The following is a 20,713-nucleotide window of genomic DNA, read 5'->3' on the forward strand; positions in this document are numbered from 1 at the left end:
GGGCCGGTGGCCCCCGGGCGTACGCCCACGGGCCACTGTGGCGGCGCGGCGCCGTCATTACGATCGGTCCATGCACTCACCGCGCGCGCGAACCGCCCTCGCGTGGGTCGCGGCGCTCGTCCACCCGGCCGCCCTCGCCCACGCCATGACCGCCGGGCCCGACAACTCGACGGGCCTGCGCATGTTCCTCACGGGATGCGCCACGGCGCTCGTCGTCCCGCTGCTGCGCCGCGATCCCTGGCCCGCGCTGTTCCTGCTGCTGACGGGCACGGTGTGCGTGGTGGTGGGCGGGGCGCCATGGGACCTGGTCCTCCTGCCCGTGGTCGCGAACACCGCCGCGGTCGGCGTCGTCGCGGCCACGCGCCCGCGCCGCGAAGGGCTGGCCGCCGCCGCCGTGGCGCTGGCGGCGCAGGCGGGCGCGGGCACCCTGGTCGGCTCGGGACGGGACGTCTTCGTGAGCACCGTGGCGCTGCTCGCCCTCGCGCAGGTCGTGGCGCTCCTCACGGGTCTGTCCGCGCGCGAGCGCCGCGCGCACGCCGACGCGCTGCGGGAGCGGACCGCTGCGGAGGCGGTCACGGCCGAACGGCTGCGCATCGCGCGGGAGCTGCACGACATGATCGCCCACAGCGTCGGGGTCATGGCGATCCAGGCGGGCGTGGGCCGCCGGGTCATCGGGACCCGCCCCGACGCCGCGCGCGACGCGCTCGCCGCCATCGAGGACACCGGCCGCCGGACGCTCGCCGAACTGCGGCGCACGCTCGGCGCCCTGCGGCGGGACGACGCGCCGGGCCCCGCGTCCGACGGCCCCGCCCCCGGCCTCGCCGACCTCGCCGGGCTCGTCGCCGCCACGTCGGGCGCGGGCGTCCGCGTCGAGGTGACCGTGCGGGGCACGCCCCGTCCGCTGCCGCACGACATCGACCTCGCGGCCTACCGCATCGTCCAGGAGGCGCTGACCAACGTGGTGCGGCACGCGGGCGTCGCCTCCTGCCGGGTCGTCCTGGACCACGGCGACGCCGCCCTGACCCTGGCCGTCGAGGACGACGGCCCCGGGCCCGCGCCCGGCGCGCGGGCCGCCCCCGGCTACGGCATCGCCGGGATGCGCGAGCGCGTCGCCCTCCTGCGGGGCGAGTTCACGGCCACGCCCCGCCCCGGCGGCGGCTTCCGGGTGACGGCCCGGCTGCCCGTACCGGCGGCCGTCGCGTGACCGTCCGCGTCGTCCTCGCCGACGACCAGCCGCTCATCCGCGCCGGGCTGCGCGTCCTGCTGGACGAGACCCCGGGCTTCGACGCCGTCGCCGAGGCCGCCGGGGGCGCCGAGGCGGTCAGGCTCGCCGCCGCGCACCGCCCCGACGTGGTGGTGATGGACCTCCGCATGCCCGGCATGGACGGCATCGAGGCCACGCGGCGGATCACCGCCGAGGGCACCGCGCGCGTCCTCGTCCTGACGACCTTCGACGACGACCGCAACGTCGTGGGCGCCCTGCGCGCCGGGGCCAGCGGCTTCCTGGTGAAGGACACCGGCCTCGACGAGATCCTCGCGGCCGTCCGCGTGGTCGCCGCCGGGGACGCGCTGCTCGCGCCGGGCGTCACGCGCCGCCTCATCGAGGAGTTCGCCGCCCGCCCCGAGCCCGCCGGGCCGCCCCGCGCCCTGACCGGGATCACGGGCCGCGAGCACGAGGTGCTGGTCCTCGTCGGCCAGGGCCTGTCCAACGGCGAGATCGCCGCCCGCCTGCACATCAGCGCCGCCACGGCCAAGGCGCACGTCGCACGGCTGCTCGCCAAGCTCGACGCCCGCGACCGCGTGCAGCTCGTCATCAGGGCGTACGACGCGGGGCTCGTCACGCCGCGGGGCTGACGGGGCCGGCCCTGGCTGAAGGTCAGCCCTCCTGCGCCAGGAACGCGAGCACCGTCCGCCACGTCTCCTCCGCCGCCTGCGCGTCCCAGTCGGGCAGCCCCTGGTCGGTGTAGAGGTGCCCGGCCCCCGGGTGGCGGAAGACCTCGACGTCCGCGCCCGCGCGCCGCATCCGCAGGTACCAGGCGTTCAGCCAGTCGTGGGTCTCGAACGGGTCGGGGTCCGCGACGTGCAGCTGCACCGGCAGGTCGTCCACCGACGCATCCTCGGCGATGTCCGCCGTCCCGTGCAGCAGCACGAGGCCGCGCGCCCGCTCGTCCCCCAGGGCGACGGTCTGCGCGAGCGCGCCGCCCGTGGACAGGCCCGCGTAGACCAGCCCCGCGTCCGAGTGCGGCGCGGCGGCGGCGATCGCGCGCCGCAGCAGCTCGTCGCGGCCGATCTCGTCGCGGAGGGCCAGCCCGTCCTCCAGCGTGTCCGCCGTCCGCCCGTCGTACAGGTCGGGCAGGTGCACGCGGTGCCCGGCGGCGCGCAGCCGGTCGGCGGCCTCCCGCACGGCCGGGCGCAGCCCGCATGCGGAAGGGAAGAGGATGATTTCGGTCACGGTCTGACGACGCCCTTTCCGTGGTACGCGACAGAGCGAGGCCCCCAACCCGGTGAACGGCCCCGTTAGCCTGGCGGGAGGACCGGTGGGCGTAGGAGCTGGAGGACCCCCATGGACGATGTGTTGCGGTCACTTCTCGTGATCGGCGGCACCATAGCACTGACCCTCGTGGTCGGCTGGGGCATCGACCGCGCGCTGCGCGCGGCCGACCGCCGCCACCCCGACACGCGCCTGTGGGGGCTGATGCGCCGCTGCCGGGTGCCGTTGCAGATCCTGCTGGCGTCCTCGGCGGTGAGCGTCGCGTACGAGGCGTTCGACCTGCACGTGGGCCGGGGCGACGTGCTGGACAGCCTGCTCGCCACGGTCGCCATCGCGTCGGCGGCATGGCTGACGATACGGATGGCGGGCGCCGTCGCGGAGAACTACCTCGTCCGCTACGAGGCGCGCACGCAGGACCAGGCGCGCGTGCGCCAGTTCCGCACGCAGCTCCAGATGCTCCGCCGCGTGGTGACCACCGTCCTCGCGATCGTCGCGGCGGCCGTGACGATACTGCTGCTCTTCCCGAGCCTGCGCGCCCTCGGCGCCTCGATGCTCGCCTCGGCCGGTGTGATCGGCATCATCGCCGGTGTGGCGGCCCAGTCGATGCTGGGCAACCTCTTCTCCGGCCTCCAGGTCGCGTTCGGCGACTCGGTGAAGATCGGCGACTCGGTCGTGGTGGACGGCGAGTGGGGCGTGGTCGAGGAGATCTCCCTCGCGTTCCTGACCATCCGCATCTGGGACGACCGGCGCCTGACGATGCCCGTGTCGTACTTCAACAGCAAGCCGTACGAGAACTGGTCGCGCGGCGGCACCGAGCTGACGGGCACGGTCTTCCTCTACGTGGACCACGCGACGCCGGTGCCGGAACTGCGCAAGCACCTCCAGGAGTTCCTGCTCGGCCGCAAGGAGTGGGACGGCCGTCTCTGGGGCCTGGTCGTCACGGACACCACGCCGTCCGCCATCCAGCTGCGGGCCGCCATGTCCACGAAGAACCCGGACGACGCGTGGATCCTGCGGTGCGCCGTCCGCGAGGAGCTGGTCGCCTGGCTGCGGGACCACCACCCGTACGCGCTCCCCCGCGTCGCGACCTCCCCCGCCGCCGTCACGCCCGACCACCGCCTGCCGCACCAGCAGCAGCACGCCCGGCGCCACGACGTGGACGGCCAGCGGCACCACGAGCGGGAGAACGGCCGGGTGCACTGAGGGGCGGCCGGGCGCCGGTCAGGCCCGGGCCCGCCACTCCGGCGCGAGGATCGACATCACGACGGCGTCCACCCGCTCGCCCTCCCACAGCAGCGCGTCCCGCAGCACGCCCTCGGCGACGAAGCCCGCCTTCTCGTAGACCCGGCGGGCCCGCGGATTGAACGCGTACACCTCCAGCGCGATGCGGTGCAGCCCCAGGCGCCCGAAGCCGTGGCCGACGAGCAGCCGCGTCGCCTCGGTCCCGAGACCGCGCCCGTGGGCGGTGGGCACCAGCGCGATACGGAAGTTGCAGCTCTGGTTGTCGGCGTCCCACGCGTTGAGGACGGCCTCCCCGACGACCTGCCCCGTCGCCCGCTCCACGACGGCGAGGTCGAGGCGCCCGTCCTGGCCCGCGCGCGTGCCGTACCACGCACGTGCCCGCGCCTCGTCGTGCGCGTCCGCGGCGTGGCTGCCGGTCAGGCGCTTGGTCCGCGCGTCGAGGAACATGGGCGTCAGCGCGGTCACGTCGTCGGCCACGACCGGCCGGAGCAGGACCAACTCTCCGTACAGCGTGGGCTTGTGGCGGAATCCCCGGTCGGGTGCGTCGCGCTCCTGATCAGCCATCCGGGCAGTGTGTACGGCGCGGGCGCCCGCTGTCCTCCCCTTTACGCCTCTCACGCCCCTCACGCCCTTCACGGGCCGGGCCCTCAGTCGCCGTGCGGCAGGCTCGTGCGGTCCAGCTCGCGCAGGGCGCGGTCCACGACGTTCGGGTCCGCGCCCGCCTCGCTGCGCGCGTCGAGCACCTCACGGCGTGCGGCGGCGAGGAGTTCGGCGTACATCTCGTCGATCTCCCGGACGTGCCTGGCCCGTTCCGCGACGTGTTCGCGCAGGTCACGCTCGGCGAGGGAGGGCGAGATCCGCACCCCGATGTCGTACGCGCGCCGCAGCAGCGTCTCGGAGACGTCGTCCGGCAGGTCCTCGCTCTCGCCCAGCTCCCGCAGCCGCCGCTTGGCGGCCTTGGCGGCGCGGACCGCGAGGTCGTGCTCCTGCCGGTCGGCGATGTCGGCGTCGGCCTGCACGCCGAGCAGCCGCACCAGCCAGGGCAGCGTGAGGCCCTGGAGCACGAGCGTCACCAGCACGACGACGAACGCGATGAAGATCAGGGCGTCGCGCTCCGGGAAGCCCCCGCCGTCGTCCACGGTCAGCGGCACGGCCAGGGCGAGCGCGACGGTGGCGACACCGCGCATGCCCGACCACCACATGACGACGGTCTCCCGCCAGCTGAGCGGCACGTCCTCGCCCGCGTCGCTCTCGCGGTGCAGGCGCCGGGTGATCCAGGCGGCGGGCAGCAGCCACATCAGCCGGACGCCGATGACCGCGCCGAGGACGGCGAGGGCGGCGGGCAGCAGGTCGTCCCAGCGGGAGAGCGTGCTGTCGAGGACGCGGTGCAGTTCGAGCCCGATGAGGCCGAACGCGACGCCGGTCACCATCGTGTCCACGACGGCCCAGAAGCTCCCGCCGGTCAGCCGCCCCGCGACGTCGTCCGGGTCGGCCTGCTCGCTCAGGTACAGCCCCATGACCAGCACGGACAGCACGCCGGAGCCGTGCAGTTCCTCGGCCAGCGTGTAGGCGGCGAACGGCAGCAGCAGCGTGAAGCCGACCCGCAGCGTCACGTCGGAGAGCACGGGCCGCAGCCGCGAGATCAGCCAGCCGAGGGCGAGCCCCACCGCGATGGCGACGACGGCGGAGAGCACGAGGTCGGTCGCCGCGGCGGGGAAGGAGTACGAACCGGCGACGACCGCGCCGATCGCGACGTGGTAGAGCGTGATGGCCGTGACGTCGTTGAACAGCCCCTCGCCCTCCAGGATCGACACCATGCGGCGCGGCAGCCCGAGCTGCCCCGCGACGGCGGTCGCGGCGATCGGGTCGGGCGGGGCGACGAGCGCGCCGAGCGCCACGGCGGCGGCCAGCGGCAGCCCCGGCACGGCCGCCTGCGCGACGGCGGCGACGGCGGCCGTCGTCACGAAGACGAGCGCCACCGCCAGCAGCAGGATCGGCCGCACGTTCGCCACGAACTGCCGCCACGACGTGCGGCGCACCGCCGCGTACAGCACGGGCGGCAGCACCAGCGGCAGGATCAGCTCGGGATCGATGTCCACCTGCGGGACGAGGGGCACGAACGCCAGCAGCCCGCCGAACAGCGTCATCAGCACCGGCGAGGGCAGCCCGAGCCGGTCGCCGAGCGGCACGGTCAGCAGCGAGCCGAGCAGCAGCGCGAAGAGCAGCGAGAGCTGGTCCACGCCTAGGCGCTCTCGGCGTGCAGCACGTCGAGCGCCGTCCGCAGATCCTCCGGATAGTCACTGGCGAAGGAGACCCAGCGGCCGTCCTCGGGATGGGAGAAGCCCAGTTCCTTGGCGTGCAGCCACTGCCGGGTCAGCCGCAGGCGCGCCGCGAGCGTGGGGTCGGCGCCGTAGGTGAGGTCGCCGACGCACGGATGGCGGTGGGCGGACATGTGCACGCGGATCTGGTGCGTGCGGCCGGTCTCCAGCTTGATGGCGAGCAGGCTGACGGCGCGCAGGGCCTCGATGAGGTCGTAGTGCGTGACGGCGTGCTTGCCTTCGGCGGTGACGGCCCACTTGTAGTCGTGCTGCGGGTGCCGCCCGACGGGGGCGTCGATCGTGCCGCTGAGCGGGTCGGGGTGGCCCTGGACGAGGGCGTGGTAGCGCTTGTCCACGGTCCGGTCGCGGAACTGCTGCTTCAGCCGGGAGTAGGCGCGCTCCGACTTGGCGACGACCATGAGGCCCGAGGTGCCGACGTCGAGCCGGTGGACGATGCCCTGCCGTTCCGCCGCGCCCGAGGTGGCGACGCGGAAACCGGCCGCCGCGAGCCCGCCGACGACGGTGGGGCCCGTCCAGCCGGGGCTCGGGTGGGCGGCGACGCCGACCGGCTTGTCCACCACGACGAGGTCCGCGTCGTCGTGGATGATCCCCAGGCCCTCGACCGGCTCGGCCACCACCCGTACCGGGGCGGCGGGCGGGGGCATCTCGACCTCGATCCACGAACCGCCGGTGACCCGCTCCGACTTGCCGACCTCGGCACCGTCCAGCCGTACCTTCCCCGCCGCGGCGAGCTCGGCGGCCTTGGTGCGGGAGAAGCCGAGCATGCGGGAGAGCGCGGCATCGACGCGCTCCCCCTCCAGTCCCTCGGGTACGGGCAGGGTGCGGGTCTCGGGCGTCCCGGGAAGCGTGGTCACCTGACCGAGTATGCCGGACGGCCTGTCAGTCGCGGTGCACGGTGCCGTCCGGGTCGAGGCCCCGGAAGGACAGCAGGACGATCAGGATGCCGCCGCAGACGATCGCCGAGTCCGCCAGGTTGAACACCGCGAAGTGCTGGACGGCGACGAAGTCCACGACGTGCCCCTGGAACGCGCCGGGCGAACGGAAGAGGCGGTCGGTGAGGTTGCCCAGCGCGCCGCCGAGCAGCAGCCCGAGCGCGATGGCCCAGGGGACGCTGTACAGGCGGCGCGCGAGCCGGAAGATGACGACGATGACGGCCGCCGCGATGCAGGTGAACACGACGGTGAGCGCCGAGCCGATCCCGAAGGCGGCGCCCGCGTTGCGCACGGCCCTGAACCGCATCCAGTCGCCGATGACGTCGATGCTGCGCTGGTTCTCCAGGCTGGTGACGACCCAGATCTTGGTCGCGAGGTCCACGAGATAGGCGAAGGCCGCGACCGCGACGAGCACGGCCACCCGCCGCGGACCGCGCACCGGGGTGGCCCCGGACACGCCCTCGGGAGTACCGTCGTCCGTGACCTCGGACCGGTCGTCGCGCGCACCGTCCACGCCGTCCGTGTCGCCTGCGTCGCCCGCGGGCGGAGGATCGTCGGGGGTCTCGATGGTCCGCTCCGCTTCGCTCACGGGACGAGGGTACGGCACTCCTGTGCGATCAGCGGAAGCCCGTCACGGCCGCCGTTCCTGTTTCTGCTTGCAGTCCACGCACAGCGTGGCGCGGGGGAACGCCTGGGTCCGCGCCTTGCCGATGGGGTTGCCGCAGTTCTCGCACAGGCCGTACGTCCCGGCCCCCAGGCGCCGCAGCGCGCGCTCGGTCTGGTACAGCATCTCCCTGGCGTTGGAGGCGAGGGCCATCTCGTGCTCGCGGGTGACGTTCTTGGAACCCGTGTCGGCCTGGTCGTCGCCCGCCCCGTCGCCCGAGTCGCGCATGAGGCCCGCGATCGCCGCCTCGGAGGCGGCGATCTCCGCGCCGAGCCGGTCGGCCTCGGCGGTCAGCCCGGCGCGTGCCGCGGCGACCTCCTCCTCGGTCCACGGGTCCTCGCCCGTCCGCACCGCCAGGTCACCGGCGCGGACCGGCGACACCGCGGTGGCCGACTCGTCGGCCGTGCTCTTCTTCGCTGCCACTAAGGGCTCCTGTCTTCCGGCTCTGCGGCGGCCACTCGGGACAGCGGCCGGTCACATGGTGTGATCGTGCTCGCGCATCGTGACCGGAACGATAGGTCGGCCCGCCGAGGTGCGGCAACGAGGGCGCGCCGGTCTGCCTCCGTTGTGCCCCGGGCGGCCCCGGCGTAACCGGTCGTGGCCGCCCGTCGGCGGCGTACACTGGGCCCCAGCGAAAGGCGTGGATGGGGACGAGTAGCGTCGTCCGGCAGCCAGGAGCGACCCGGGGACGGTGCGAGCCCGGGGGCGTGCGCGGCGTGAAGATCACCCCGGAGCCGCCGGAGGAAAGCCCGCAGGACCGTGCCCCGCACGGACCGGCGACGCGAGTAGAGCCGGCGTTCGCGACCCAATGAGGGGGCAGTCGGCGACCGCCGGGGGCCAAGGAGGGTGGTACCGCGGGAGCCGCAACGCTCTCGTCCCTCCGACGGAGAACGCACTGTGTGTCCGCCGGAGGACGATCCGATGTCGCTGTACCGACCCGTACCCGCCCAGGTCGATCTGCCAGAGCTGGAGCACGGCGTGCTCGACCTGTGGCAGCAGAACAAGACCTTCGCCCGCACCCTCCAGGCGTCGGAGGGGCGCCCCGAGTGGGTGTTCTTCGAGGGCCCGCCGACCGCCAACGGCATGCCGGGCGCCCACCACATCGAGGCCCGTGTCTTCAAGGACGTGTTCCCGCGCTTCCGCACGATGCGCGGCTACCACGTCACGCGCAAGGCGGGCTGGGACTGCCACGGCCTGCCCGTCGAGCTGGCCGTCGAGAAGGAGCTGGGCTTCAGCGGCAAGCAGGACATCGAGCGCTACGGCATCGCCGAGTTCAACGCGCGCTGCCGCGCCTCCGTGACGCGCCACACCGACGCGTTCGCCGAGCTGACGACGCGCATGGGCTACTGGGTCGATCTGGACGACGCCTACCGCACCATGGACCCGCAGTACGTCGAGTCCGTCTGGTGGTCGCTGAAGGAGATCTTCGCCAAGGGCCTCCTCGGCCAGGACCACCGCGTCGCGCCGTGGTGCCCGCGCTGCGAGACCGGCCTGTCGGACCACGAGCTGGCGCAGGGCTACGAGACGGTGGTCGATCCGTCCGTCTACGTGCGGCTGCCGCTCCTGTCGGGGCCGCTGGCCGGGCGCGCCGCGCTGCTGATCTGGACCACGACGCCCTGGACCCTGGTGTCCAACACGGCCGTCGCCGTGCACCCCGAGGTCACCTACGTCGTCGCGGAACGCGGCGACGAGCGGCTGGTCGTCGCCGAGCCGCTGCTCGGCAAGGCGCTGGGCGAGGAGTGGACGGCCACCGGCGAGACGTTCACCGGCGCCGAGATGGAACGCTGGCGCTACGGCCGCCCGTTCGAGCTGGTGGACTTCGGCGGCGCCGACGCGCACTACGTCGTCACGGCCGAGTACGTCACCACCGAGGACGGCACCGGCCTCGTCCACCAGTCCCCCGCCTTCGGCGAGGACGACCTCCTCACCTGCCGCCGCTACGGCCTGCCCGTCGTCAACCCGGTCCGCTCCGACGGCACGTTCGAGGCCGGACTCCCACTGGTCGGCGGCCAGTTCTTCAAGAAGGCGGACGAGGCGCTCGTCGCCGACCTCCAGGCGCGCGGCCTCCTCTTCCGCCACCTGCCGTACGAGCACAGCTACCCGCACTGCTGGCGCTGCCACAACCCGCTCCTCTACTACGCACAGCCCTCCTGGTACATCCGCACCACGCGCATCAAGGACGCCCTGCTCCGGGAGAACGAGAAGACGACCTGGTTCCCCGAGTCCGTCAAGCACGGCCGCTACGGCGACTGGCTCACCAACAACGTGGACTGGGCGCTGTCCCGCAAGCGGTACTGGGGCACGCCGCTGCCGATCTGGCGCTGCGCCGAGGACCACCTCACCTGCGTCGGCTCCCTCGCCGAGCTGAGCGAGTTGACCGGCACCGACCAGTCGGGCCTCGACCCGCACCGCCCGTTCATCGACGAGGTGACGTTCGCCTGCCCCGCCGAGGGCTGCGCGCTGACGGCGACACGCGTCGAGGAGGTCATCGACGGCTGGTACGACTCGGGCGCCATGCCGTTCGCGCAGTGGGGCTACCCGCACCGCAACCGCGAGGTGTTCGAGAAGCACTACCCGGCGCAGTACATCGCCGAGGCGATCGACCAGACGCGCGGCTGGTTCTACACGCTGATGGCCGTCGGCACCCTGGTCTTCGACCGCTCCAGCTACGAGAACGTCGTCTGCCTCGGCCACATCCTGGCCGAGGACGGCCGCAAGATGTCCAAGCACCTGGGCAACATCCTGGAGCCCATCCCGCTCATGGAGCAGCACGGCGCGGACGCGGTGCGCTGGTTCATGGCGGCGGGCGGTTCCCCGTGGGCGGCCCGCCGGGTCGGGCACGGCACGATCCAGGAGGTCGTCCGCAAGACGCTCCTCACGTACTGGAACACCGTGGCCTTCCAGGCGCTGTACGCCCGCACCGCCGAGTGGTCCCCCGGCGCGGAGGACCCGGCGCAGGCCGACCGCCCGCTGCTGGACCGCTGGCTGCTCAGCGAGCTGAACGCGCTGGTCGCCGCCGTCACGACGGCCATGGAGAACTTCGACACCCAGCGCACGGGCAAGCTGATCTCCACCTTCGTGGACGACCTGTCCAACTGGTACGTCCGCCGCTCCCGCCGCCGGTTCTGGCAGGGCGACCGCGCCGCGCTGCGCACGCTGCACGAGGCGCTGGAGACGGTGACGCGGCTGATGGCGCCGCTGGTCCCCTTCATCACCGAACGCGTGTGGCAGGACCTCGTCGTGCCGGTGGACCCGGGCGCGCCCGACTCGGTGCACCTGGCGAGCTGGCCCGAGGCGGACCTGTCGCGCATCGACGCCGACCTGTCGCAGGACATGCTGCTGGTACGGCGGCTGGTGGAGCTGGGCCGCGCCACCCGCGCCGAGTCCGGTGTGAAGACGCGCCAGCCGCTGTCGCGCGCGCTGGTCGCGGCGCAGGGCTTCGAACTGCTCGGCGACGACCTGCGCGAGCAGATCGCCGAGGAGCTGAACGTCTCGGCGCTCGCGGCGCTCTCCGAGATCGGCGGCTCGCTGGTGGACACCTCGGCGAAGGCCAACTTCCGGGCGCTCGGCCGCCGGTTCGGCAAGGGGACGCAGCCGGTGGCCCAGGCCATCGCGGCGGCGGACGCGGCGGCGCTGTCGGCCGCGCTGCGCGCCGGGACGGCCTCGGTCGTGGTGAACGGCGAGGAGATCATGCTGAGTCCCGAGGAGGTCATCATCACCGAGACGCCGCGCGAGGGCTGGTCGGTGGCCTCCGACCCGGGCGCGACGGTGGCGCTGGACCTGGAGATCACGCCGGAGCTGCGGCGCGCGGGCCTCGCCCGGGACGTCATCCGGCTGATCCAGGAGGCGCGCAAGACGAGCGGTCTCGACGTCGCGGACCGCATCGCCGTGCGCTGGGCCTCGGACGACCCGGAGGTCGGCCGGGCGCTGGACGACCATCAGGCGCTGCTGTGCTCCGAGGTCCTGGCGACGGACTTCGCCGAGGGCGCCGGGGACGACACCTACGGCGAGACGTTCGGCGACGGCGCGCTCGGCGTCTCCTTCCGGCTGCGCAGGAACTGACCCGCGCCGCTGACGGCGGAAAGGGGTGGGCCCCCGGACCTCACGGTCCGGGGGCCCACCCCTTCGGTGTCGCGCGTCGCGTCAGTTGTCGTCCTCGTCGATGAGGAAGCCGCGCATCGGGGACGGCGCCTGCTGCACCGGCTGCGGACCCTGGGGCCGCACCGGGGCCATCGGCTGCGTCATGGCGGGCGACATCTGCTGCTGGCCGCCGCCGTAGGACGGTGCCTGGCTCGGCGCGTGGCCGCCGTGCCCACCGTGGCCGCCCATCTGCTGGTTCCCGCCCATGGTCTGGTGACCGAGGGAGGAGCCGGGGCCGCTCGGCGCGCCCGCGGAGGCGAGGGACGGCGGCGAGGGCGGCAGCGACGGGGCCGAGGAGGTCGTCCGCGGCGGGGCGAGCGAGTCGTCGGACTGGCTCTCCAACTGCCGCAGCTGGCTCTCCAGATACGACTTGAGGCGGGTGCGGTACTCGCGCTCGAAGCCGCGCAGGTCCTCGACCTTGCGCTCCAGCGTGGCGCGCGCGGACTCCAGCGAGCCCATCGCCACGCGGTGCTTCTCCTGCGCGTCCCGCTCCAGCGCGTCGGCCTTGGCGCGCGCGTCACGCTCCAGACCCTCGGCGCGGCTGCGGGCCTCGCCGACGATCTTGTTGGCCTCGGAACGCGCCTCGGCGATCGCCTGGTCGGCGGTCTGCTGGGCGAGCGACAGGACGCGGGCGGCGCTCTCGTTACCGCCCTGCTGCTGCATCGGCGCGCCCATGGGGCCACCGTGCTGCTGCATGCCGGGACCGCCGTGGCCGCCCATGCCGAGGCCGGGGCCGCCGTGCTGCTGCATGCCCTGGTTCATCGGCACCGGGGCACCGGGGTGTCCCTGCGGACCGCCGGGGCCCATCGGGCCACCCTGACCCATCGGGCCGGGGCCCATCGGACCGCCCTGGCCCATCGGGCCGGGGCCCATGGGGCCACCCTGACCCATCGGACCGCCCTGGCCCATCTGTCCACCGGGGACCATCTGCTGTCCGGGACCACCCGGACCCATCGGACCGCCCTGACCCATCGGGCCGGGGCCGCCCGGATGCCCTTGAGGACCGCCGGGACCGGCGGGCAGTTGGGGCGGGCCGCCCATCTGCTGCTGCTGTTGCTGCATCCCCTGCGGTCCCGATATGGCCGGCGGGCCCCCCTGCCGGTCCTGCGGCTCGGGTTTGCGCATGTTCTGCTGGTTCTGCGCGGCGGCACGTGTGGCGGCGGCCAACTTGGCGCGCAGATCCTCGTTCTCCCTGAGAAGTCGGGTCAGCTCTGCCTCGACCTCGTCGAGGAAGGCATCGACCTCGTCCTCGTCATAGCCTTCTCGCAGACGGACGGTCGTGAACTGCTTGTTCCGAACGTCCTCGGGGGTCAACGGCATCTCTTCACCTCAGCGTGTTTCGTCGGATATCGGCAAGACCGTACTCGTTCACAGCCCGGCCACGACGTTGATCAGGATGTAGACGATGATCATCAGTGCGATGAAGGACAGATCAAGCGCCACACCCCCGAACCGCAGGGAGGGGATGACCCTCCGAAGGGCCTTGAGCGGCGGATCGGTCACAGTGTAGGTGGCCTCCAGCACGACGACCATCGCCTTGCCGGGGCTCCAGGAGCGCGCGAACATGAAGACCCAGTCCATCACGAGCCGGACGAGCAGCAGGCCGAGAAAGCAGTACAAGACAATCAGGATCACCTGCTGAACGATCCCCATCCCGGTTGGCCCTCTCCCCTGTTCCTGCCCCGGCCGGGCGGCCGGGACTCCCTTCGCTCCGCTGTCTTCCCTCAGCTCTGGTTGAAGAACCCACCCTCGGCGATCCGGGCTTTGTCCTCCGCGGTGACATCGACGTTAGCAGGCGAGAGCAGGAACACCTTCTGCGTCACTCGCTCGATGCTCCCATGCAGACCGAAGACCAGACCAGCGGCAAAATCGACAAGTCGCTTTGCATCCGTGTCGTCCATCTCCGTGAGGTTCATGATCACCGGGGTGCCCTCACGGAAGTGTTCCCCGATGGTACGGGCCTCGTTGTAGGTCCTGGGGTGGAGCGTCGTGATGCGGTAGGGCTCCCGCTCGGAAACGACCTTGGGCATGATCACCGGCGCGTTCTTCTCCACGTTGTGCCGTTCTGATGTGATGGAAGACACGGGAGCGATCCTCCCGGGCCGCCTGCTTTCCGCCAGGACCGGAGCCGGGGTGGGCTCCGTCTCCCGCTGGGCCGGGGGGTGCACGACCCGCACCGGCTCCTCCGACCGTTCCCTCGGGGGAGGTTCGAGCGTCTGCCGACGCTGACCCCGGTCGGGCTCGGGCTCAGGTTCGAAATCGTCGTCGGGGCCGTACCCCGGGCGGTCGTAGCCGTCGTCCTCCACGAGGCCGAGGTAGACCGCCATCTTGCGCATCGCGCCAGCCATCGACTGCGTCCTCCGCTCTGTGGTGGATCGGCTCCGTCCGCCGGGGCCAGGGAGATCCACGTAACTTGCCCGAATTCTCCGGGAATGACCATATTTTCGGCTGTGGCCCCTCGCCTGGCGACGTTACCCGAGGGCGGGGCGGACACCGAGTACCGCGCTCCCTACGCGCACGTGTGTCGCTCCGGCGAGGATCGCCTCCTCAAGATCCGCGCTCATGCCCGCCGAGACCATGGTCGCAGCAGGAATCCTCGCGCGCAGGCCCCTTGAGATTTCCCCCAGCCGTTCGAACGCCGCGCCGGGCGATCCGGCGTACGCCCCTTCGAGGGGGGCGACCGTCATCACCCCGGCCACGCGGAGCCCCGGCGCCTCGGCCAGCGCGTCCGCCAACTCGTCCACGGCGTCCGGCGCGACCCCGCCCCTGGCGGCGCCGAGCCCCGACTCCTTCTCCAGCGCGACCTGGATCAGGCACTCCAGCGGCGCGCGCCCCCGCCTGACGGCCTCCGCCGACAGCGCGGAGACCAGCCGCACCCGGTCCACCGAGTGCACATAATCGGCGTAACCGAGGACGGAACGCACCTTGTTCCTCTGCAACTGCCCCACGAAGTGCCAGGTCAGGGGGAGATCCGCGCAGGCCGCCGCCTTGGCCGCGGCCTCCTGGTCGCGGTTCTCCGCGAACTGACGTACGCCGAGGTCCGCGAGGATACGGACGTCCTCCGCGGGGTACGTCTTGCTCACGACGACGAGGGTGACGTCCTCCCGCGCGCGGTCGGCGGCGGCGCAGGCACGGGCGATGCGCTCCTCGACCCGGGCCAGCCCGGTCGTCAGTTCGATCCGCCGTGCGGCGCCGGACGCTCCGGCCGGGGTGTGCTCGGCCCCGGTCACGAGGGGTCCAGCCAGACGTATCCGGCCTGGCGGCCGGTGGTGCGGTCACGGCGGTAGGAGAAGTGGTCGGCCGACTCACGGGTGCAGACCGGGGAGAGCGCGATGTCCCGCACGCCGCTCGCCGCGAGCTGCGCGCGGACCCCGGCGGGGATGTCGATCGCGGGAGTGCCGTCGGCGCTGACCGCGCCGCTGCCGGGGACGGTCCGTTCGGCCTCGTCCCGCAGGGCGGCGGGCACTTCGTAGCACCGGGCGCAGACGGTCGGGCCGGTCCTGGCGACGATCCGCGCCGGGTCGGCGCCGAGCGCGCGCATGGCCTCGACGGTGGCGGGCACGACTCCGGCGAGGAGTCCGGGACGTCCGGCGTGCGCCGCGGCGACCACCCCGGCGACCGGGTCGGCCAGCAGAAGGGGAGTGCAGTCCGCGGTGAGGACGGCGAGGGGGAGACCCCCGCGCGCGGTGACCAGCGCGTCGGCGGTGGGCGGTTCCCCGTCCGGCGGCGGGCCGTCGGCGACGACGACATCGCGCCCGTGGACCTGCCGCATCCAGCGGACCGCGGCCGGGTCGAGCCCGAGAGCCGCGGCGGCGAGGCCCCGGTTGGTACGGACGGCCGCGGGGTCGTCCCCCACGGCGCCGCCGAGATTGAGCATGGCGTACGGAGCGGCGCTCACCCCGCCCCACCGGTCGGTGAAGGCGAAGTGGGCGCCGCCGGACGACTCGCGGTTCCCTATCACGTCAGTGCGTCAACCCAGTACATCTGTTCGGTATGGCTTCCCGGTGCGGAGTGCCGTGCGGCGTCCGCGGGTGTCACTTGAGGAAGTCGGGGACGTCCAGTTCCTCGACCTGCCCGTCGTAGGGCCTGGCCGGGGGGACCTGCGGGCTGATCGGCTCACGCACCGGCTCGGGCCGGTCCGCCGCGCCGTCGCGCTCGCCGAGCCCGGGGTTGCGGCCGGACAGCGAGCCGAGGCCGCCGAACGCGGGGCGCTCCGGCTCCGGCTCGGGCGCGGGCCGCTCCTGGGCGAGCGAGGTGCTGGAGTCGTCCTTGCCGCCGTAGCCGCCGAGCGTCTTCTCCCGGCTGCGCGACGGGGGCTGGCCGCCGTCGAACCCGGCGGCGATGACCGTCACCCGCACCTCGTCCCCGAGCGCGTCGTCGATGACGGCGCCGAAGATGATGTTGGCCTCCGGGTGGGCGGCCTCGCTGACGAGTTGGGCCGCCTCGTTGATCTCGAACAGGCCGAGGTCGGAGCCGCCCGAGATGGAGAGCAGCACGCCCCTGGCGCCGTCGATGGAGGCTTCGAGCAGCGGGGAGGAGATCGCCATCTCGGCGGCGGCGACCGCGCGGTCGTCGCCCCGGGCCGAGCCGATGCCCATCAGGGCGGAACCGGCCTCCGACATGACGGACTTGACGTCGGCGAAGTCGAGGTTGATGAGTCCTGGCGTGGTGATCAGGTCGGTGATGCCCTGCACACCGGAGAGGAGCACCTGGTCGGCCGACTTGAAGGCGTCGAGCACGCTGACCTGGCGGTCCGAGATGGACAGCAGCCGGTCGTTCGGGATGACGATGAGGGTGTCCACCTCGTCGCGCAGGCTCGCGATGCCGTCCTCGGCCTGGTTCGCGCGGCGACGGCCCTCGAAGGTGAAGGGACGGGTGACCACACCGATGGTCAGCGCGCCGAGCGAGCGGGCGATGTTCGCCACGACGGGAGCGCCGCCGGTGCCGGTGCCGCCGCCCTCGCCCGCGGTGACGAAGACCATGTCGGCCCCCTTGAGGACCTCCTCGATCTCCTCGCGGTGGTCCTCGGCCGCCTTGCGGCCGACGTCCGGGTTGGCGCCCGCGCCGAGTCCCCGGGTGAGTTCACGGCCGACGTCGAGCTTGACGTCGGCATCGCTCATCAGCAGTGCCTGCGCATCGGTGTTGATCGCGATGAACTCGACGCCCTTGAGACCGACCTCGATCATCCGGTTGATGGCGTTGACACCACCGCCGCCGATACCGACGACCTTGATGACTGCGAGGTAGTTCTGCGGTGCTGCCACGTCGAAGGCCTCTCGCCTCGAGTTACGTGTCGCCGCCCGCGTGAGCCGCAGTGCGCCGACGGATGCCGATGGGGCGGAGGAAGGGCCACCCCGAACCCTAACGCTTCAGTTTAGGGTTACCTGTGCTTGTCGTTCCTTGTATTCCTCGGAACGGACACTAAGTCGATAACTGGTGGGCGTTCAACGAACACGCCGAACCTCCTGTTTTTCTTTTCACCCTATGTGATCACGCGCGGGCGCACCAACCAGGGGCCGTCCCGCGGGACCGTGTGGCACGCCGTCAACCCTCCGCCGACGCCGGGACACTGGGCGCGCTGACGTCGAAGTGCGCGGCGTCCGGGGCCGCTTCCAGCACCGCCGCGAGCGCCGACGCCTTCTCCGCGGGCTGCTCCGCGCTCCCCCAGCGGACGGTCCGTTCGCCGGACAGTTCGAGGGTGATCGCGTCGTAGGAGGTGGCGCGGACCAGGCGCAGCTCCTCGCGCACCTCCCCCGGCAGGTTCCTGACCACCGAGACGGCGGCCCCGCGGACCCGCTCCTCGTCGAAGCGGCGGATCGACGGGCTGTCGGAGAGGTCGAGTTCGAGGAGCGGCACGCCGGGCAGCGCCTCGGGGATCTCGGCGAACGCGACCCCCTCCCCGTCCACCTCGGTGAAGCCGTCCCCGGTGACCTGGAGCAGCTCCGCCTCGCGCTCGGTGACGCTCAGCGAGACGCCGTCGGGCCAGGAGCGCTCGACGTCGGCCGACTTCAGGCGCGGGAGCCGGGAGAGCAGCCGGTCGCGGATCGTGCCGGTGTCGAGCGAGGCCAGCGGGGAGCCGAGCGGGACGGCCGCCGCCTCCAGGATCTGGCGTTCCGTCAGCTCCTCGGGGCCCTCGCCGCGCTCGATGGCGACGTCCTCGACGCGCAGCCAGTCCGAGCCGTACAGCGCCCAGGTGCCGAAGCCGCCGAGCGCGGCGGCCAGGACGAGGGCCAGGACGAGGACGCGGCGGCCCCTGGGCCGCAGGAGACGCGCCAGCCGCCCGGCGGGCGGGGGCGGGCCGGGGCGCGGTCTTCCGCCGCGCCGGGCGGTCGTCGTACCGGCCACGCTCCCTCAGCTCCCGTCCGTGCCCTGGTCCGTGCTGTCTGTCTGTGTCGGTGCGGCCGGCGGGCCGCGTCCGCGCCGGGGTCAGGCGCGGCGTGCGGCGATCGCCTCGTGCACCATGCCGACGAGGAGGTCGTCGGCGTCCGGGCGGCCGAACTCGGACGCCGCCCTGGACATCGCGTACAGCCGCGCCGGGTCGGTGAGGACGGGGAGCACGTTGCCGCGCACCCAGTCCGGTGTCAGCTCGGCGTCGTCGATGAGGAGACCGCCGCCCGCCCGGACGAGCGGCTGGGCGTTGAGCCGCTGTTCCCCGTTGCCGATCGGCAGCGGGACGTAGGCGGCGGGCAGCCCGACGGCGGACAGTTCGGCGACGGTCATCGCGCCCGCGCGGCAGAGCATCATGTCGGACGCGGCGTACGCGAGGTCCATGCGGTCCACATACGATAGCGGGATGTACGGGGGCATCCCCGGCATCGTGTCCACCTGCGGCAGTTCGTTCTTCGGCCCGACCGCGTGGAGCACCTGCACGCCGGAGCGCTGGAGGAACGGCACGGCGGAGGCGATGACCTCGTTCAGCCGCCTGGCGCCCTGGGAGCCGCCGGAGACCAGCAGCGTGGGCAGGTTGTGGTCGAGGCCGAAGTACGCGCGGGCCTGGTCGCGCATCGCGGCGCGGTCGAGCGTCGCGATGGACCGGCGCAGCGGGATGCCGAGGTAGCGGGCGTGCCGCAGCTTGCTGTCGGGGGTGGAGACGGCGACGAAGCGGGTGTAGCGGGCGCCGATCTTGTTGGCCAGGCCAGGGCGCGCGTTCGCCTCGTGCACGACGATGGGCACCCGCTGGCGGCGTGCGGCGAAGTAGCCGGGCAGCGCGACGTAGCCGCCGAAGCCGACCACGCAGTCGGCCTTGGTGCGCTCGATGATCTCCTCGGCGGCCTTCACCGTGCCGCGCAGGCGTCCTGGCACGGTGAACAGCTCGGGGGTCGGCTTGCGGGGCAGCGGGACGGCGGGGATGAGCCCCAGCTCGTAACCGCGCTCCGGCACGAGCCGGGTCTCAAGGCCGCGTTCCGTGCCGAGGGCGGTGATGCCCACGGTCGGGTCGTGCCTGCGCAGGGCGTCCGCGAGGGCGAGCGCAGGCTCGATGTGGCCGGCGGTCCCTCCGCCGGCGAGAACAACATGCACCGGTATTTCACCGCTCTCCGGACGGCGCCCGGTTGCGGCGCCGTCCCGTCGTCTTCCGTCTGAGCCGGGGTCCCCGCGCGGCCATCGCCGCCCTGGCCGCCGGGTCGCTGCGCGCGAAGGCGATCAGCAGCCCGATGGCGAACATGGTGGGCAGCAGGGCGGAACCTCCGTAGGAGAACAGCGGGAGCGGCACCCCGGCGATGGGCAACAGGCCCAGCACCGCGCCGATGTTGATCACGGTCTGGGTCATGAGCCAGGCCGTGACCCCTCCCGCGGCATACCTGACGAACGGATCGTCCGTGCGTCCTGCCACGCGGATACCCGCATAGCCTAGAGCCGCGAAGAGACCGAGGACCGACAGCGTCCCCATGAGACCGAGTTCCTCGCCGGTGATGGCGAAGATGAAGTCGGTGTGCGGCTCGGGCAGTTCGCCCCATTTCTCCACGCTCGCGCCGAGTCCTGAGCCGAACCAGCCGCCGGACGCGAGGGCGTAGATGCCGTGCACGGCCTGCCAGCAGTCGTCGTTCGGGCCCGGGTCGGTGGCGCCGAGGCAGGCCAGCCGCTCCATGCGGTGGGCGCTGGTGACGATGAACAGGGCGCCGAGGACGGCGACCGTGCCGAGGACGCCCGTGAACAGGCGGGTGGGGGCGCCCGCGAGCCACAGGAGCGCGAAGACGACGGCGACGATGATCATCACGGTGCCCATGTCGCCGCCGACCATCACCAGGCCGCACACCAGCAGCGCGCCGGGGATGAGCGGCACCAGCAGGTGCCGCCACTGGGTGAGGAGGTGCCGGTCGCCCTTGCGCGCCAGCAGGTCGCCGCCCCACAGGAGCAGCGCCAGCTTGGCGAACTCGCTGGGCTGGATCTGGAACGAGCCGCCGACGGCGATCCAGTTGGTGCTGCCGTTGACCCGCACCCCGATTCCCGGCACCTGCACGAGCACCAGGAGGACGACCGTGCAGGCGAGGAACGGGTAGGTGAGCGCGCGCAGCAGGCGTACGGGGACGCGGGAGGCGATCAGCAGCAGCACGGTGCCGAGCGCGGCGGCGAAGAGCTGCTTCTGGAAGTAGTGGGTGGCGGGCAGGTCGTAGCGCAGCGCCTGGATCTGGGAGGCGGAGAAGACCATGACGAGGCCGAGGAACGTGATCAGCAGGCCGGTGCCCAGGACGACGTAGTACGCCGTCAGGGGCCGGTCCCAGGCCCGCCGCAGGCGGTCGAGGGCCTTGGGGGTGCGGGGCGGCCCCGGGCGGCGGAGGGTGCGTGAGGCGGGGCGCGGGGGCGGGAGGGGACGTGGGGTGGCGCGTCCGCGCCGTACCGGTTCGGTCTCCGGTCGTGGCGCTCGCGTCATCTCGACCCCTCCTCGGCCCCGTCCCCGGCGGTCCGC

General features: G+C 73.1%; 19 protein-coding genes. 4 read left to right on the plus strand and 15 right to left on the minus strand.

The annotated features are described in order from the left end of the window. The first annotated feature begins 70 nt into the window (after nt 1–70). Together IF27_RS23950 and IF27_RS23955 are read left to right on the plus strand one after the other, a co-directional pair. On the plus strand, nt 71–1,204 hold the full coding sequence (locus IF27_RS23950; protein ID WP_052851807.1) for a sensor histidine kinase: 1,134 nt from the start codon (nt 71–73) through the stop codon (nt 1,202–1,204). Beyond that, nucleotides 1,201–1,854, plus strand: a complete 654-nt coding sequence (locus IF27_RS23955; protein ID WP_052851808.1) for a response regulator — start codon at nt 1,201–1,203, stop codon at nt 1,852–1,854. The genes IF27_RS23950 and IF27_RS23955 overlap by 4 nt, the downstream gene beginning before the upstream one ends. 22 nt (nt 1,855–1,876) lie before the next feature. Here the strand turns inward: IF27_RS23955 and IF27_RS23960 are convergent, their stop codons facing one another. Next, nucleotides 1,877–2,452: a dienelactone hydrolase family protein gene (locus IF27_RS23960; protein ID WP_052851809.1), complete on the minus strand. Its 576-nt coding sequence runs from the start codon at nt 2,450–2,452 to the stop codon at nt 1,877–1,879. Nucleotides 2,453–2,563: 111 nt separating this feature from the next. On the opposite strand from IF27_RS23960, the gene IF27_RS23965 reads away from it, so the two are divergent. Continuing rightward, the gene (locus tag IF27_RS23965; RefSeq protein WP_110946196.1) at nt 2,564–3,694 is read left to right on the plus strand and encodes a mechanosensitive ion channel family protein; all 1,131 of its coding nucleotides are present in this window, start codon (nt 2,564–2,566) and stop codon (nt 3,692–3,694) included. A gap of 18 nt (nt 3,695–3,712) precedes the next feature. On the opposite strand, the gene IF27_RS23970 is transcribed toward IF27_RS23965, so the two are convergent. The 5 genes from IF27_RS23970 to IF27_RS23990 all read right to left on the minus strand — a co-directional run bounded on the left by IF27_RS23970 (nt 3,713) and on the right by IF27_RS23990 (nt 8,091). Further along, complete coding sequence (locus IF27_RS23970) at nt 3,713–4,297, minus strand: GNAT family N-acetyltransferase (RefSeq protein ID WP_052851810.1); 585 nt, start codon at nt 4,295–4,297, stop codon at nt 3,713–3,715. Nucleotides 4,298–4,380: 83 nt separating this feature from the next. After that, the gene (locus IF27_RS23975) at nt 4,381–5,973 is read right to left on the minus strand and encodes a Na+/H+ antiporter (RefSeq protein ID WP_052851811.1); all 1,593 of its coding nucleotides are present in this window, start codon (nt 5,971–5,973) and stop codon (nt 4,381–4,383) included. Between the two features lie 2 nt (nt 5,974–5,975). Further along, a complete protein-coding gene (locus IF27_RS23980; RefSeq protein ID WP_052851812.1) occupies nt 5,976–6,926 on the minus strand; it encodes an RluA family pseudouridine synthase in 951 nt (316 codons plus the stop codon). 25 nt (nt 6,927–6,951) lie between these two features. Beyond that, nucleotides 6,952–7,593, minus strand: a complete 642-nt coding sequence (gene lspA, locus IF27_RS23985) for a signal peptidase II (RefSeq protein WP_052851813.1) — start codon at nt 7,591–7,593, stop codon at nt 6,952–6,954. Nucleotides 7,594–7,635: 42 nt separating this feature from the next. Then, nucleotides 7,636–8,091: a TraR/DksA family transcriptional regulator gene (locus IF27_RS23990; RefSeq protein WP_052851814.1), complete on the minus strand. Its 456-nt coding sequence runs from the start codon at nt 8,089–8,091 to the stop codon at nt 7,636–7,638. 498 nt (nt 8,092–8,589) lie between these two features. Between IF27_RS23990 and ileS the strand changes: the two genes are divergently transcribed. Continuing rightward, entirely contained in the window at nt 8,590–11,730 is a 3,141-nt protein-coding gene (ileS, locus tag IF27_RS23995) for an isoleucine--tRNA ligase (RefSeq protein ID WP_052851815.1), read from the plus strand. Between the two features lie 81 nt (nt 11,731–11,811). On the opposite strand, the gene IF27_RS24000 is transcribed toward ileS, so the two are convergent. From IF27_RS24000 to ftsW, 9 genes are all read right to left on the minus strand, one after another. Continuing rightward, nucleotides 11,812–13,128: a DivIVA domain-containing protein gene (locus tag IF27_RS24000; RefSeq protein WP_052851816.1), complete on the minus strand. Its 1,317-nt coding sequence runs from the start codon at nt 13,126–13,128 to the stop codon at nt 11,812–11,814. Nucleotides 13,129–13,176: 48 nt separating this feature from the next. Further along, nucleotides 13,177–13,461 (minus strand): YggT family protein, encoded by a 285-nt coding sequence (locus IF27_RS24005; RefSeq protein WP_052851817.1) that lies wholly within the window; start codon nt 13,459–13,461, stop codon nt 13,177–13,179. A 71-nt stretch (nt 13,462–13,532) separates the two neighbouring features. Continuing rightward, nucleotides 13,533–14,156 carry a cell division protein SepF gene (locus IF27_RS24010; RefSeq protein WP_052851818.1) on the minus strand — a complete coding sequence of 208 codons (624 nt, stop codon included), beginning with the start codon at nt 14,154–14,156 and terminating at the stop codon, nt 13,533–13,535. Nucleotides 14,157–14,279: 123 nt separating this feature from the next. Further along, nucleotides 14,280–15,038, minus strand: a complete 759-nt coding sequence (locus IF27_RS24015) for a YggS family pyridoxal phosphate-dependent enzyme (protein ID WP_052851819.1) — start codon at nt 15,036–15,038, stop codon at nt 14,280–14,282. Next, nucleotides 15,035–15,769 carry a peptidoglycan editing factor PgeF gene (gene pgeF / locus IF27_RS24020; protein WP_052851820.1) on the minus strand — a complete coding sequence of 245 codons (735 nt, stop codon included), beginning with the start codon at nt 15,767–15,769 and terminating at the stop codon, nt 15,035–15,037. The genes IF27_RS24015 and pgeF overlap by 4 nt, the downstream gene beginning before the upstream one ends. A 73-nt stretch (nt 15,770–15,842) precedes the next feature. Next, on the minus strand, nt 15,843–17,072 hold the full coding sequence (ftsZ, locus tag IF27_RS24025; RefSeq protein WP_052851821.1) for a cell division protein FtsZ: 1,230 nt from the start codon (nt 17,070–17,072) through the stop codon (nt 15,843–15,845). 280 nt (nt 17,073–17,352) lie between these two features. Further along, on the minus strand, nt 17,353–18,153 hold the full coding sequence (locus tag IF27_RS24030; RefSeq protein ID WP_052851822.1) for a cell division protein FtsQ/DivIB: 801 nt from the start codon (nt 18,151–18,153) through the stop codon (nt 17,353–17,355). Nucleotides 18,154–18,234: 81 nt separating this feature from the next. Beyond that, entirely contained in the window at nt 18,235–19,326 is a 1,092-nt protein-coding gene (gene murG, locus IF27_RS24035; protein ID WP_052851823.1) for an undecaprenyldiphospho-muramoylpentapeptide beta-N-acetylglucosaminyltransferase, read from the minus strand. Nucleotides 19,327–19,333: 7 nt separating this feature from the next. Further along, nucleotides 19,334–20,677, minus strand: coding sequence for a putative lipid II flippase FtsW (gene ftsW / locus IF27_RS24040; protein WP_052851824.1), 1,344 nt, complete (start codon nt 20,675–20,677; stop codon nt 19,334–19,336). Nucleotides 20,678–20,713 lie beyond the last annotated feature (36 nt).

It is taken from the genome of Streptomyces avicenniae, assembly GCF_000719135.1.
In the GTDB taxonomy this organism is placed as follows: domain Bacteria; phylum Actinomycetota; class Actinomycetes; order Streptomycetales; family Streptomycetaceae; genus Streptomyces; species Streptomyces avicenniae.